Consider the following 14932-nt stretch of genomic DNA (forward strand, 5'->3'; position numbering starts at 1 on the left):
GGTTTAATTAATCAACGGTAATAATTGCCGAGGCCCGGATATCGCGCGATGACGCTCCCACCGAAATTTTATATTGGCCCGGCTCTACTACCCATTTCTTTACACTTTCATCAAAATAAGCCAGGTCGGCTGCTTTGAAATTTAAGGCAACCTGCGCCGAGCTACCTCTGTTAACAGCTACTTTTTTAAATGCTTTCAGTTCTTTTTCGGCTTTCTCGGCTTTCGGGTTTAGTTTGCTCACATATAACTGCACGGTTTCCTTACCTGAATATTTGCCGTTATTGCTTACTCTAAGTGAGGTTGTGATGTTCTCGTTGTTCTTATAGCTCTTTTTGTCTGTTTTGATTGCCGAGTATTTAAAGCTAGTGTAAGATAAACCATAACCGAAGCAATACAGCGGCTCGATCTTTTTGGTATCGAACCAGCGGTAACCTACCAATATGCCTTCTTTGTAATCGGCAGTGAGGTTTTTGCCGGGGAAAGTATTGAGGGCATGTGCAGGCGAATCATCCAGCTTGGCCGGGAAAGTGAACGGCAGTTTACCCGAAGGGTTTACCTTACCGGTGATGACATCCGCCAAAGCATTACCACCCTCGCTGCCGTTAAACCACGACCAGATGATGGTATGGTTATTTTTTTTGATCTCATTCAGATCGTAAGGTGCGCCGGCTATCACAACGATAATCGTATTCGGATTGGCAGCAGTAACTGCGTTCACCAATTCCTGTTCGCCGAAAGGTAAACTTAAATCCGCGCGGTCGTGCGCCTCACTTTCGTATTCGCGGTTTGAACCGATAATTAGGATGGCAGCATCGCTCGTTTTAGCCAATTCGGCGGCCGGTGCAATCAGTTCCGGATTAGGTTTATTGGCTTCCTGCTTGCGTGCCGCGCTATAGTTGAATTTATAATCAGCCTTATAGCCTTGCGCAAAACGGATATCGATGTTTTTACCTAAGCGGTTCTTTAACCCTTGCAATGCCGTAACCTCGTATTTTGCTTTTACACCTGCACCAAAGCCGCCCGTAGCAAAGGTATGAATGGCGTTATCGCCGATAACCGCAATGCTTTTTACCGTAGATGTGTTTAATGGCAGCAAGTGTTTCTGATTTTTAAGCAGCACGATGGATTCGGAAGCGATATCGTAAACTGCTTTGCTGTGCGCCGGGGTGTTGATGCTGCCTGGTAGCCTATGTGCCACTAGCGAGGTATGGTAAATCACCCAGAGGATACGATGCACTTTCTCATCGATCAGCTTTTCGCTCACCTTGCCGGCTTTTACGGCATCGTACAAGGGATCGGCAAAGTACCATTTTTCGAAGGGGCCACTTGATCCCATTTCCAGGTCGAGGCCGTTTTGGGCAGCGGCAACTGTGCTGTGTGTTCCGCCCCAGTCGGACATCACCAGGCCTTTAAAACCCCATTCGCCTTTTAGGATCTTGTTTAACAGAAACTCATTTTCCGAGCAGTGCGCACCATTAATGAGGTTATAAGCCGACATAATGGTATAAGCGTGACCTTGCTCTATCGATGCTTTAAAAGCAGGCAGGTAAATTTCGCGTAAAGCACGCTCACTTACTACGGCGTTGATGCTATCGCGCCAGGTTTCCTGGTTATTCACCGCGAAGTGTTTAACGCAAGCAGCTACATTTTGGCTTTGGATACCTTTTACCGATGATATGGCCAGTTGCGCGTTCAGGAAAGGGTCTTCGGAGTAATATTCATATGTACGTCCGCAAAGCGGGGTACGGCAAATATTGAAAGCAGGTGCCAGCATAATGTTCTTTTTTCGGGCCAAAGCTTCCTGCCCCATGGCTACACCGAAACGATAAGCCATTACAGGGTTCCAGGTTGCGGCTACTGCCGAACCATTCGGGAAGAAAGTCGCCGAGTCGGTTTTTAATCTCAGCGGCCCCCAGGTAAAACGGCCTACATCTTCGCGCACGCCTAACGGGCCATCATCGTAAGTAAGTTCCGGGATACCCAACCTCTTTACGCCTTCAGATGAAAAGAGAGAATTGCCATGCAGCATGGCGATCTTCTCTTTCAGCGTCATTTTTTTGATAATGCCATCGATCTTTTTATCGAGCGCGGTTTGCGCATAAGCAGACTGAAGACTTATAAAAACTATGCAGGGGGCCAAAGCCCTTTTAATATAGGTATGGATACATCTCATAAATTGTAAATATCGGTTAATTGGTTGAGCCGGCACAAGGCGCAGCTTCATGTTGTAAATGTAATTGCTCCAAATTAAGTTATTGTGCATTTATAGGGGCGTAAATGTCAACCCGCACATTTGTTGCCTTTCTGATAAAACAATACGGTACAAATACAAAAAAGCCCCTGCAATTTACAGGGGCCTCAAATAAGGTCAGTTAAAATTACTCGTGCTTAACCCAAACGTTGTAGATCTCTACTTCGCCATAGGCCGTGCATAATTCGCCAGGCGTAGTTTTTTTGCCTTTGCAGGATGATTGTACGTAGGCACCGGCTTTAAAATAAGCGCCGCTGTAACTGCCTTTGTAGGTATATTTCAGGTCGCCGTTATAATAGCATTGGGTTTCGTTATTGTTCACCACGAATTTGACATTGAAACGGGTACCCAAATGATAATTATCATCCAGGGTAAACGTTCCGCCGTGGTTTACTGATACCAGCAGGCGTTTATGCTCTAACCTGAAAAAGATAATATACTCATCGGCATTGTGTATCTGGCCGATCACGATCTGGTCGCGCACATCAGGCAAATGAGTAACTGCCTGGTCGATGAATAGCGTATGCGTGCCCGAGGACGAGGACCAATCGGCATTATCTTTACCGTTATCGATCATCTCACGCAGCTCTGACCGCGGAAAGTTGGAACCCTTTGTAGTAGCTCCATCTACATGCGCTTTAAAGCAAACGCCATCGCCCTTTTTATTGGTGAAAAAATATTCGGGATTAGTGTAAGTATTTAATTGCGGCTGTTTGATATCATCGGCAACGCCATCGGGGCGAGTGCTGATGGGTAGGGTGATCTTCCAGTTGGTAAGATCCAATACTTTGGATGGCAATGCCGGGTCGGCCACCTTGGCATGATTCGGGACGCGACTTGTGCAAAAAAAGAACAGCAGGCTGAGCGGCAGGAAGAGATATTTCATATAACTTGTTTGATATAGATAATGAGTTTTGGTTTACTGATGTACACCCAGATCTTTTAAGAAAGCCATATAAGCAGTAACGATCTCGGTCTTTTTTTCGTTCGTGAATTTGCCGTGACCGCCGCCGGGCACAGTAATGAACTGGCTTTTTACGCCCATTTGCTGTAGTTTTTGATACAACTCAACGCCTTGTTCATAAGGTACTATAGGATCGGCATCACCATGTACTACGAAGGTTGGCGGGCTATCTTTTTTAACATAGGTCAGCGGAGATACGGATTGTGCGAAAGGCTGATCGTCGGCACGTTTATCCAGCCACATGGTGGCCGATTTGCTGGTGCGGTGCGGCCCGTGCGCCCAATCCCAAACATCAGTAATGCCCGATTGGCTGATGATTGCAGCGACTTTAACTATCTTATTCGTCGGGCAATTGGTATCAAAGCGATGATCGTTGGCTAATAATCCACCCATCAATGCAAGATGTGCACCGGCCGAACTACCCATGATCACGATTTTGTTAGGATCGATATTCAATTCGGCAGCATGATCGATGATATAGATCAACGCACAGCGAATATCCTGCACGGCAGCAGGCGCCGGAGCGGTTTGCACCAGGCGGTATTCTACATTCGCCACAGCATAACCTTTCTTAAAAAAAGCACTGAAGCCCGATTGATCTTCCTTACGGCCTTTATTCCAACCACCGCCGTGGATGTTGATCACAATCGGCGACAGGCCTTTATCTTTTGAAGGCAGGTATAGATCCATTCGGCCGTCCCAGCCATTTACTTTGCTGTAAACAACGTCAATTTGTGCTGTGTACGTTGCCGGCACTTTTACTTTGGCAGGTGTTTTGGTGGAATCACTTTCGGTATCCTGCGCACAGACGTAAAATACAGTCAGCACAAGCGAAAGCATACAAAAGAGTTTTTTCATAGTCGGCGTGTTCGTCAAGTTTAAATTTTTATTAATTGGTTAACCAGATTGGTTGACCAAATATGAATACTTTATTCCACAAATGCAAAAAATTAATTTGAGATTAATTTTTCGGGGAAATTTGGAAATGAAATTTTAATTGGTAATTTTGGTCAACCAATTATTGGTAAACCAAATGCCAATTCACCTTTTATGAAGAAAGAACCTTTACTTAAACTAAGTATTTCCTTTTTTTTACCCCAAAAAGCCCAGTGGTTTTCGGCTGATAGTCTGCCGCGAATGTTTGCGGGAGCGATGAGTGTGCTGCTTATCTTCCTGTTTTCGGTAACGGCACTTGCACAAAACACTACTGTTACCGGCGCAGTGAAAGATGCGAAAGGCGAGACACTCATCGGCGTAAGCGTGCGCGTTAAAGGTGCCGGGGCGGGTACGGCAACCAACGTCGACGGTAAATACAGTATCATAGTTAAAGATAAACAGGCTACCCTTATTTTTAGCTATATCGGCTATACGCCGATTGAAGAAGTGGTGAACGGGCGAACCAGCATTAACATCACCCTGCTCGAAGAACCCAAGAACCTGAACGAAGTGGTGATTTTAGGCTATGGACAGGTACGCCGCCGCGATCTGACCGGATCGGTAGGTACAGTGGATATCGACGATATGAATAAAGCGCCGGTAAAATCGTTCGACGATGCACTGGCAGGCCGTGTGGCGGGTGTACAGGTTACCTCGCCCGACGGGCAGCCCGGTGCAGCCCCTGCTATCGTTATCCGCGGCGGCAACTCCGTAACCCAGGATAACTCACCTTTGTATGTGATCGACGGTTTCCCGATAGAAAACTACAACAATAATGCCATCAACCCAGCAGATATCGAATCGATAGAGGTATTGAAAGATGCATCCTCGACAGCCATATATGGCGCCCGCGGTGCAAACGGCGTTATTATCGTCACCACCAAAAAAGGCAAATCCGGACCGCAGCAAATTACCTACAATGCTTACTATGGCATACAAACCAACATCAAAACCCAAAAGGTGATGGATCCTTACAATTATGTAAAATACCAGGTGGAAGTTGACTCCCTCACCAATGATCAGTTGTACGATATTTTCAACCCGATAACCAACCCAACCGGTACACATAGCTTAGAAAGCTATCGCGAAGTACCGTCGATAGACTGGCAGAAACAGATCTTCCGTAAAGCGGGCATGCAAAACCATTCGCTGGCCATACGGGGTGGTAATAAGGATACCAAGTACACCATCAGCGGGCAATACTTCGACCAGGATGGTACCATCATCCGGTCGGGTTTTAAAAGGTACCAGGGGCGTATTACTTTAGATCAGCAATTAAACACGAAATTAAAAGTTGGTGTAAACACAAACTACAGCTACCTTATTACCAATGGTAAACAAATCGGCGGCGAATATTCTACCTCAGACCCTTTGCTGATCAACACCTGGAGGTACAGGCCACTGGCAAGTCCGGGTGAAGATTTGAACGCGTTGCTAATGAACGCACAGGATCAGGACGTGGTATCATCAACCAATTACCAGTGGAACCCCGTTTTAACCTTACAGAACGAGATACGCGTACGCTACTCCAACCTGCTTACCGCCAATGCTTTTGCCGAATACAACTTTACGCCAAGCTTAAAACTGAGGATCACCGGCGGCATTAACACCAGCAGTGTGGAGTACGATCAGTTTAATACTTCTAATTCGCGCCTGGGTAGCCCGGCCAGTCCGCTGGGACAAGGCGGGCCGAATGGTTCGGTAACGTATACCAACAAAGCAAACCTGGTGAACGAAAACACACTGACCTTTAACAAAGTATTTGCCAATAAACATGCGGTAAACATCCTGGCGGGCTTTACGGTAGGGAAAAACACCCAATCGACCAGCGGCGGTGGCGCGATATTGGTACCAAACGAAAGTTTGGGTGTAAACGGTTTGGACCAGGGCACGCCCTACTCTATCACCAGCTCAAAATCGGTAAACACACTGGCTTCGGTACTGGGTCGTATCAATTACAGCTACAACTCAAAATACCTGGCTACGGTAAGCTTAAGGGCCGATGGTTCGTCGAAGTTTTTAGATGATAACGTATGGGGGTATTTCCCTTCAGGGTCGCTGGCATGGCACCTGAGCGAGGAGAATTTCCTGAAGAATAACAAGATCATATCCGACGCTAAAATACGTACCAGCTATGGCATCACGGGTAATAACCGGGTGAGCGATACCGCCCCCTACGCCCTGCTTGGGCAAGGCGGCGCAGGTGGCGCGTATACTCCCGGCAATACCTACATCAGTGGCGCGTACCCGTTAAACCTGGCCAATCCTAATTTAAAATGGGAAAGCACTGCCGAAACCGATATCGGTTTAGACATGGCATTTTTTAACAACCGCATTGTTTTAAGTGCCGATGTGTATAACAAAAAAACAACTAATCTGTTGCTCAATGCTTCATTACCCGGTGTAACCGGATATACCACTGCGTATGAAAATATTGGTGCGACACAGAACCGTGGTCTGGAGATCACGCTGACCACGACCAACATTGCCACTAAGGATTTTAATTATACCAGCAACTTTAATATTTCCTTTAATCGCACCAAGGTATTATCGTTAACATCGGGCCAACCTTATTTGCTCACTATTCAAAAGTGGGGCAACAATGCCATTGCACAAAGTCCCGGCTTTATAGCCCAGGTGGGGCAGCCGGTGGCTATGTTCTATGGTTTGGTATCCGACGGAGTTTATCAAAACAGCGATTATACCCAAACTTCTCCGGGCGTATATGTGCTTAACCCCGGCTTGCCAACCTACAATACAACAACGGGCCTGAAAACACCCGGGGCCTGGAAATTTAAGGATATTAATGGCGACGGTGTAGTGGATGTGAACGACCTGACAGTAATTGGCAACCCTAATCCGAAGTTCATCGGTGGCTTTTCAAATAACTTCAGCTATAAGGGCATCGACCTAAGCATATTTTTCCAGTTTAGCTATGGCAACCAGGTTGCTAACCTCAACAGGATCGCGATGGAAGGTGGTGGCGGTGTATCAAACCCAGTTGGGATGAACCAATTTGCCAGTTATGCCGACAGATGGACGCTAAGCAACCCAAGCAATACGCTTGCAAGGGCTAATGCCGGGCCAAGTGCGCCAAGTTATTACCCTTCGAGAATTATTGAAGATGGCTCATACCTGCGTTTAAAAACGGTAAACCTGGGCTATCGTTTTAAGCCTGAACTGATCCAAAAAGCCGGTATTAAAGGCCTGAGGATCTATGCCTCAGCGCAAAACCTGTATACCTGGACTAAATATACCGGTTTAGATCCTGAAGTAGATTCGTTCCCATCGGCATTGACGCCAGGCCTGGATTATTCTGCTTATCCGCGTGCAAGGGTGATCACCTTAGGTTTAGATGTAAATTTTTAAAGAAACTGTCGACCGACACAAAATATTGAAATGAAAAATAAGATAGGTATCATAACCATGATGATCATCGTGCTGAGCGGGATGACCTCGTGCAAAAAATTCCTGACGCAGTTGCCGCAGGATTCTGTCGCACCCGAAACTTTTTACAATACATCCGATCAATTGAACTCGGCACTTGCGGCAGTCTATGCCGAGTTGGGCAATACTGATGAGGCCACCTACTCGCGCTTTTTGTCGCTCGAGGCCAATGGTTCTAATGATGAATATTACCTGCGCAGTTCCAGTGCCATAGCTGCTTCGGTTTACAATGCCAGTGCATCCTACGCAAACTTTATCACCTGCTGGAACGACTTGTACCAGGGCATTGAAAGGGCAAACCTGTTGTTAGAGCATCTGCCTGCGTCATCGGCGCCAAAAGCCACCCGGGATGAAATTATGGGCGAAACCCTGTTTTTACGTGCGTATTACTATTTTGTACTGGTGAGCTATTGGGGCGATGTGCCGTTGAAACTGCATTCGACGACCAGCGTTACCGATATTAATTACCCGCGTATCCCTAAAAAGCAGGTTTATGCGCAAATTATACAGGACATGACCACCGCCGAGGGCCTGGTGAATACCGCTACGGTTTGGAACAATAATGGCCGGATATCGAAAACAGGCGTTGAAGGCATATTGGCAAGAGTTTGTTTGCACGCTGCCGGTCGTTTAGGCGACGCAACCTATTATCAACAAGCCGAAAACTGGGCGCTGAAGGTAGTGAACAGTGGCCTGCATAGTTTGAACCCGGATTACAAGCAAATATTTATTAACGAGAGCCAGGACGTGGAAGATTTGAAAGAATGTATCTGGGAGATCGAGTTTTATCGCGATGATGCAGGCATATATCATAATTATGAGCGCTTTGGTTCGACCATCGGTATCAACAATACCAATACCGATTACGGTTTTATGCAGGGTCAGTACATCATGCTGGGCACTTATTACAACCTGTTCGGCAAAGGCGATCTGCGCCGCGACTGGACCATGGCACCGTTTTATTATTCGGGTAACGATGCTTCGCTTGGCAAGATCACTACCCCTACCACAGCAACCTGGGGTAGACCCTTGGCCAAATGGCGCCGCGAATATCAAAAACCGGATGTAATAGGCGTTAAGAATTTCGGCCCGACTAACTGGCCTTTGTTACGCTACGCAGATGTTTTGCTGATGCTGGCCGAAGCCGATAACGAGATCAATGGGCCGACTGCTACCAATGAAGGTTATGTTAATCTGATACGTGAACGCGCTTACGGCAACGTTTTAAATGGACGTGTAGTTAACAACATCGCCATTACAACAGCCGGTACGGGGTATACTACGGCTCCAACTATTACCATAAGCGGTGGCGGCGCTACACGCAACGCTACTGCAACAGCAACTGTGGCAAGCGGAAAAATAACCGCGATTACTATTACCGATGGTGGTGCATTTTATACCTCGGTCCCTACGGTTACCATCAACGGCGGTGGTGGTACAGGCGGCACGGCAACGGCTACTATTAGTAATTTAAGCGATGCCGATCTGGTGGCTTCGCAGTATTCAAGTAAAGCAGTATTCCGCCAAACGATAATGGACGAACGCTCACGTGAACTGGGCGGCGAAGGCCATCGCAAGCTTGACCTTTTCCGTTGGGGAACATTTTTAAGCACTGTTGCTAATTTGGTAACGATTATCCCGGTACAAGCACCAAGCGCCTCGTCATCGTCGACCTATGGTTATACCGGCCGCACAAGCGCCACAACACCATACAAAAATGTATCGGCAAGGGATACTTTATTCCCGATACCGATATCGGAGTTAACGTTGAATCCGGGGATACCATTCAGCGCGCAAAACCCGGGGTGGTAGTTATTTACGCTGATTTTTAGGCCATTATCGCATAATAATTAAATTAAAAAGAGTAGTTGTTTATTAAAAATTAATTATAATTTTGGTAAACCAAATTGGTCAACCAAATTACAATATGCAGAACATCATCAGAAATATACAGGCAATACAGGTTGAATCGTCTGTCGACAAAATTATTCTTCAGTTAAAACAGCTTATTACATCCGGCCAGTTAAAACCGGGCGACCGTCTGCCGGCTGAGAGGCAACTGGCTGAAAAGTTAGGCGTGGGCCGGAGCTATGTGCGGGAGGCAATTTTAAAACTGGAGTTTTATGGTTTACTGAGGACATCGCCGCAAAGCGGCACTTATGTTTCGGGTTTGAGCATTAAGGTGTTGGATAACCTGATCAGCGATATCATTAAATTTAATAAGGATGATTTCAGCGCGTTGATCGAGGCCCGCTATTATGTTGAGCTGGATGCCGTACGCCTGGCTGCAGAACGCCGTACCAAGCAGGACGTGATTGAGCTACGGGCCGCTTTGGAGGATTATGAGCTAAAGATAGAGCAGAACCTGAACGCTGTTGAAGAGGACATGCTCTTCCACATCAAAATAGCGCAGGCTACCAAAAACTCGGTGATCGAATCGATGATGGCGATACTGATACCTGACCTGATCAAGAACATCATCGAGAACAATATTTGTGGTAAGGACCGCAGCAAAATGGCAATAACCGAGCATCGTGCTATATTAAAAGCGATTGAAGAAAATGATATTGATGCCGCCGAAAATGCAATGGCCGCGCATTTAGACGAGGTTTTACAGGTAGCACGTACCGCGTTTGCCGCCAACCAGATAGTAAATAAATAATGGCCGTATTTTAAGATCATGAAACTATTTTATCGGTTAATATCGGTATGCCTTTTGGCGATACCCTGTTATAGCTTTGCCCAAACTCATCCTAACCTGATGCTGACGGCAGGCAATATCGCGGCTGTACGAAGCGGCTGTGCGAACAGTCCGCTGCTCAAGAAATCGTACCTGGAAATAAAAGCCAAAGCCGATAAGGCGCTGGCCGAAAAGATGGATGTGCCTACACCAAAAGACGGCGCAGGAGGCTATACGCACGAACAACACAAAAACAATTCGCAAAATATACTGGCTTGCGGTATTGCTTACCAAATTAGTGGCGACCCTAAATACGCGGCTTACATCAAAACCATGCTGCTGCAATACGCCGCACAATACGAGCAGTGGCCTCAACATCCAAAAAGGAAGAGCAACCAGATACCGGGCAAAATGTTCTGGCAATGTTTGAACGATTTTGTGTGGCAGGTGACAGTAATACAGGGCTATGATATGGTCTATAATGCCATCCCTGCGAAAGACCGCGTTACTATTGAACAGCATTTGTTCATCCCCATCGTAAAATACTTTACTACCGAGTGTAAAGAAACTTTCGATCTGATCCACAATCACGGTACCTGGTGTTTAGCCGCTGTGGGTATGACGGGCTATGTGATACACAACCCGGAGTATGTGGAGATGGCGCTGAAAGGTTCGGCAAAAGACGGCAAGACCGGATTTTTAAAACAATTGGATGAGTTGTTTTCGCCCGATGGCTATTATACTGAGGGCCCGTACTATCAGCGTTACGCCATTATGCCTTTTATTGCTTTCGCGAAAGCCATACAACAAAACCAACCGCAGCTCCACATTTTTCAGTATCGCAATAACATCTTAGCTAAAGCCATACATGCGGCTTTGCAAACTACTTATACAACCGGCAATTTTTTCCCGGTGAACGACGCGATGAAGGATAAGGATTTTTCATCCGAAGAGATCGTTTATGGTATTGATGTGGCTTACGCTGATATACAACCCGAGGCTGACCTGCTGGATATTGCTAAAAGACAAGGCCATGTGGTGGTATCGGATGCAGGGTTGAAAGTATCTAAAGCAATTGACAAGGGCCTCAGCAAACCTTTCGGTTATAAGAGTATGTTTTTAAGCGACGGGCCAAGAGGCGATGAAGGTGGTTTGGGAATTTTACGTTACGGCAGCAATGCATCGCAGCAATGCGTGTTGTTAAAAGCCGCTGCACAAGGCATGGGGCACGGGCATTTCGATAGGTTGAATTTGTTGTATTACGATAACAACACCGAGGTATTTTCGGATTACGGTTCGGCACGTTTTATCAATATCGAATCGAAATTTGGCGGTGATTACCTGCCCGAAAATAAAACCTGGGCCAAGCAAACCATCGCACACAATACGGTAACGGTCGACCAGACATCGCAATATAAAGCCAATCTCGAAAAATCGGAAGCGGCACATGCTTCGCTGGTGCATTTTGAAGATAAAAGCAATATACAGGTTGTGAGCGGTCGGGAAGACGGCGCTTACCCCGGTGTTGGCTTGTTACGCAGCAGCATTTTGTTTAAGCCTGAAGAACTGAAAAAAGCTTTATTGATCGATGTTTTTGAGGTGAACTCGGAGGCCGATCATCAATACAGTTTGCCATTTTGGTACCAGGGAGTGATTACTGATGCTTCGTTCAAATTCAGCGCCGTTACCGACGGTCTGAAAGCGATGGGTAAGGATAACGGTTTCCAGCACATCTGGCTAAACAGCAATAATGATCTGGCTGAGCCTTCGGGTTTTATAACCATGCTTAATAATAACATTTTTTACACCACGCACTTCGCTGCTACATCGCCGCTGCAGGTAAAACTGGTTACCCTGGGCGCAGGCGACCCGAATATGAACCTGCGAAACGAACGCGGCTTTATTTTGGAGCAGCATAAAAACGGCTGTCAGGCATTCATCAGCATTACCGAAACGCATGGTAAAACAGATCCAACATCCGAAACAACTTCGGGAGCGCAGAGCAATATCGGCGATATCAAAGTGATGAGCAACGATGTTAACGGCGCGACATTCAGCTTTACGGTTAAGGGTGTAAGCTATACCGCCAAGCTCGATTACAACAGCAAAAACAATTTTATACAGATCAGCAAAAGCAAATGATGACGACACAAAGCGAATTATTCCAGATAGAGAGCGAGATAACCTGGGAGCAACCGGACGAGAAGATACGAAGACAGATCTATGGGTATGACGACAAGATCATGCTCGTGAAAGCCAAATTTCAGAAAGGCGGCGTAGGCACCATTCATAAACATCCGCACTCGCAGGTTACCTATGTGGAGAGTGGGGTTTTTGAGATGAAGATAGGCGACGAAACCCGCATCATTAAAAAAGGCGACGGGTATTATGTACCACCTGAAGTGTGGCACGGCTGTGTTTGTTTGGAAGATGGCTTATTGATCGATGTATTTAGCCCGCTTCGGGAAGATTTTATTTAATCCTATCCTATGAAAAATATTTTTTTTTTCGTTTTAATATTATTGGCTTTTGCCGCCTATTCGCAGGATGCAGATACGGCAAAAGTTAAAAAGGAAGTTGCCATACCTGCGGGTTTCACTAAACAGTTAAATGTTACCTATACCAGCGTAAACGGCTGGGACGGTAAGGCCGACCTGTACCTTCCGCCAAATACCGGTAAACCTACGCCGGTGATCATCAATATCCACGGCGGTGGCTGGAACCATGGTTCGAAGGATGACCAGGGCGGATTTAATATCTTTTTTAAACAGGGCTGGGCAGTTGCCAATATGGAGTACCGGCTGATGCAGGTTGCTAAAGCACCGGGTTGTGTTGAGGATACCCGCTGTATGCTGATCTATCTGATCAAAAACGCCAAAGCGCTGAACATCGATATTAACAAGATCGTGATATCGGGCGGCTCGGCGGGAGCGCACCTGGCTTTGATGGGCGGTTTGCTGGCCAATGATCACCGGTTTGACACCAATTGCCCCGGCGTGGATAATATTAAAGTGGCTGCCATCATTGATAAATATGGCATTGCCGATGTGTGGGATTGGGGTAATGGGGTAATCAAAAGTAAATCTGTCGCTAACTGGTTGGGCAGTAATAACAATGCTGATTTTGCTAAATCGGTATCGCCTATATTTTATGTAACGAAAGACAGTCCGCCAACTTTTATAGCGCATGGCAATGCAGATACCATAGTACCTTACCAGCAATCGGTCGACCTGCACAAAAAATTTCTGGAAGTCGGGGTGAAGACCGAGTTTATGACCGTTGATGGCGGCGGCCACGGCAAATGGACCAAAGAGCAGAACGACGAAGTGAACAAAGGCATTATGAAGTTTTTAAAGGAAGTTGGGATATGAAGATCAAAGGCCTGCGCTGGTACATCATCACCCTCATCGGGATAGCGACGATCATCAACTATATCGACCGGAGCGCGATCAATATCATGTGGCCGTACATCTACAAAGAGTTTGGTATCAGTGATGTGGACAGTAAAAATGCACTGGCACTGATCACTACCTTTTTTATGATAGCCTATGCCTTGGGGCAAACCCTTACCGGCAAGCTGATGGACAGCATCGGTACCCGTTTGGGGATGGCTTTTTCTATCGCGTTGTGGAGCATTTCGATCGCACTGCATTCGCTGGCACGCGGGTTGGCTTCGTTTAATATCTTCAGGTTTATGCTGGGCTTTGGCGAGGCAGGTAACTGGCCTGGCGCTACCAAAAGTAACGCGGAGTGGTTCCCGGCTAAAGAGCGCGCCATAGCACAAGGCATATTCGGGGCAGGCGCTTCACTGGGTTCGGTAATTGCCGCACCGATCATTGCGATTTTATTTGTAGCCTTTGGGTGGAAGCTCACATTTGTTTGCGTAGCTGTACTGGGGTTGATATGGCTACTGCCCTGGCTCATCATCAATAAAAACACACCCGATAAACATCCATGGATAACTAAGGAAGAACAGGACTACACCCTGTCATCGGTAAAAAACACCAATAGCGCTGTTCCCGAAAAGGTATATACCTGGAAAGAGCTGCTGCAATTCAACAATACCTGGGGCATTATTTTAGGCAGGTTTTTTATCGACCCGGTGTGGTGGCTGTTTGTAACCTGGCTGCCTACCTTTTTAAAAGAACAGTTTATGTTCGATATTAAACAGATCGGCGGGTTTACCTGGGTGCCGTATCTCATCGCAGCCTGCGGGAGCTTGCTGGGCGGGTATTACTCGTCGGTATATATAAAGCGCGGTAAGGATGCTGCCCAATCGCGTAAAAACGCCATTACTATTGGCTGTACGCTGATGCTGATTGCACTAATTGGTTTGGTTGCCTGTTTATCGCAATTAAAAGCTAACCCGGGTTTGGCTATGCTGCTCATCAGTATTACGCTGTTCGGCTTCCAGTTCCTGATCAATAACCTGCAAACCCTGCCTGCCGATTATTTTAACGGGAAGAACGTGGGTACGGTAGCCGGAATGGGCGGTACTGCTGCCGTAGTTGGTACCTTGTGCACCACATGGGCCGTGCCTTTCATTACCCAAACCGGGTATCATTCGTTTTTTATACTGGGTGCGGTTTTGGTGCCACTGGCCTGGTTATCAGTTTTACTTATTAAATCAAAAAACCTTAAAAGTTAATTAAAT

At 46.6% G+C, this 14932-nt stretch carries 10 protein-coding genes; 7 read left to right on the top strand and 3 right to left on the bottom strand.

Features of this window, described 5'->3' with window-relative positions:
• Nucleotides 1-7 precede the first annotated feature (7 nt).
• The 3 genes from BEL04_RS09205 to BEL04_RS09215 form a co-directional block, all read right to left on the bottom strand.
• Nucleotides 8-2173, bottom strand: a complete 2166-nt coding sequence (locus tag BEL04_RS09205) for a glycoside hydrolase family 3 C-terminal domain-containing protein (RefSeq protein ID WP_083227870.1) — start codon at nucleotides 2171-2173, stop codon at nucleotides 8-10.
• Between the two features lie 205 nt (nucleotides 2174-2378).
• Entirely contained in the window at nucleotides 2379-3137 is a 759-nt protein-coding gene (locus BEL04_RS09210) for a polysaccharide lyase family 7 protein (protein ID WP_083227835.1), read from the bottom strand.
• Between the two features lie 33 nt (nucleotides 3138-3170).
• Nucleotides 3171-4073, bottom strand: a complete 903-nt coding sequence (locus BEL04_RS09215) for an alpha/beta hydrolase (RefSeq protein ID WP_066002599.1) — start codon at nucleotides 4071-4073, stop codon at nucleotides 3171-3173.
• 192 nt (nucleotides 4074-4265) lie between these two features.
• Between BEL04_RS09215 and BEL04_RS09220 the strand changes: the two genes are divergently transcribed.
• The 7 genes from BEL04_RS09220 (at nucleotide 4266) to BEL04_RS09250 (ending at nucleotide 14926) form a co-directional block, all read left to right on the top strand.
• Nucleotides 4266-7520, top strand: a complete 3255-nt coding sequence (locus BEL04_RS09220; RefSeq protein WP_254659548.1) for a TonB-dependent receptor — start codon at nucleotides 4266-4268, stop codon at nucleotides 7518-7520.
• A gap of 30 nt (nucleotides 7521-7550) precedes the next feature.
• Complete coding sequence (locus BEL04_RS09225) at nucleotides 7551-9410, top strand: RagB/SusD family nutrient uptake outer membrane protein (protein ID WP_066002606.1); 1860 nt, start codon at nucleotides 7551-7553, stop codon at nucleotides 9408-9410.
• 115 nt (nucleotides 9411-9525) lie between these two features.
• Nucleotides 9526-10260, top strand: coding sequence for a FadR/GntR family transcriptional regulator (locus tag BEL04_RS09230; RefSeq protein WP_066002609.1), 735 nt, complete (start codon nucleotides 9526-9528; stop codon nucleotides 10258-10260).
• Nucleotides 10261-10278: 18 nt separating this feature from the next.
• On the top strand, nucleotides 10279-12420 hold the full coding sequence (locus BEL04_RS09235) for an alginate lyase family protein (protein ID WP_066002611.1): 2142 nt from the start codon (nucleotides 10279-10281) through the stop codon (nucleotides 12418-12420).
• The gene (locus BEL04_RS09240) at nucleotides 12417-12758 is read left to right on the top strand and encodes a cupin domain-containing protein (protein WP_371327581.1); all 342 of its coding nucleotides are present in this window, start codon (nucleotides 12417-12419) and stop codon (nucleotides 12756-12758) included. Before BEL04_RS09235 ends, BEL04_RS09240 begins: the two co-directional genes overlap by 4 nt.
• Nucleotides 12759-12767: 9 nt before the next feature.
• Entirely contained in the window at nucleotides 12768-13649 is an 882-nt protein-coding gene (locus BEL04_RS09245) for an alpha/beta hydrolase (RefSeq protein WP_066002616.1), read from the top strand.
• The gene (locus tag BEL04_RS09250) at nucleotides 13646-14926 is read left to right on the top strand and encodes an MFS transporter (RefSeq protein ID WP_066002617.1); all 1281 of its coding nucleotides are present in this window, start codon (nucleotides 13646-13648) and stop codon (nucleotides 14924-14926) included. The genes BEL04_RS09245 and BEL04_RS09250 overlap by 4 nt, the downstream gene beginning before the upstream one ends.
• Nucleotides 14927-14932: the final 6 nt, after the last annotated feature.

Origin of the sequence: Mucilaginibacter sp. PPCGB 2223, assembly GCF_001705515.1 — a bacterium.
Classification (GTDB): Bacteria; Bacteroidota; Bacteroidia; order Sphingobacteriales; family Sphingobacteriaceae; genus Mucilaginibacter.

What these genes read in the sequence shown, in the direction of transcription:
- BEL04_RS09220 (WP_254659548.1), top strand. Translation starts at nt 4,266, where the DNA reads ATGAAGAAAGAACCTTTACTTAAACTAAGTATTTCCTTTTTTTTACCC.
- BEL04_RS09240 (WP_371327581.1), top strand. Translation starts at nt 12,417, where the DNA reads ATGATGACGACACAAAGCGAATTATTCCAGATAGAGAGCGAGATAACC.
- BEL04_RS09230 (WP_066002609.1), top strand. Translation starts at nt 9,526, where the DNA reads ATGCAGAACATCATCAGAAATATACAGGCAATACAGGTTGAATCGTCT.
- BEL04_RS09225 (WP_066002606.1), top strand. Translation starts at nt 7,551, where the DNA reads ATGAAAAATAAGATAGGTATCATAACCATGATGATCATCGTGCTGAGC.
- BEL04_RS09215 (WP_066002599.1), bottom strand. Translation starts at nt 4,073, where the DNA reads ATGAAAAAACTCTTTTGTATGCTTTCGCTTGTGCTGACTGTATTTTAC.
- BEL04_RS09210 (WP_083227835.1), bottom strand. Translation starts at nt 3,137, where the DNA reads ATGAAATATCTCTTCCTGCCGCTCAGCCTGCTGTTCTTTTTTTGCACA.
- BEL04_RS09235 (WP_066002611.1), top strand. Translation starts at nt 10,279, where the DNA reads ATGAAACTATTTTATCGGTTAATATCGGTATGCCTTTTGGCGATACCC.
- BEL04_RS09245 (WP_066002616.1), top strand. Translation starts at nt 12,768, where the DNA reads ATGAAAAATATTTTTTTTTTCGTTTTAATATTATTGGCTTTTGCCGCC.
- BEL04_RS09205 (WP_083227870.1), bottom strand. Translation starts at nt 2,173, where the DNA reads ATGAGATGTATCCATACCTATATTAAAAGGGCTTTGGCCCCCTGCATA.
- BEL04_RS09250 (WP_066002617.1), top strand. Translation starts at nt 13,646, where the DNA reads ATGAAGATCAAAGGCCTGCGCTGGTACATCATCACCCTCATCGGGATA.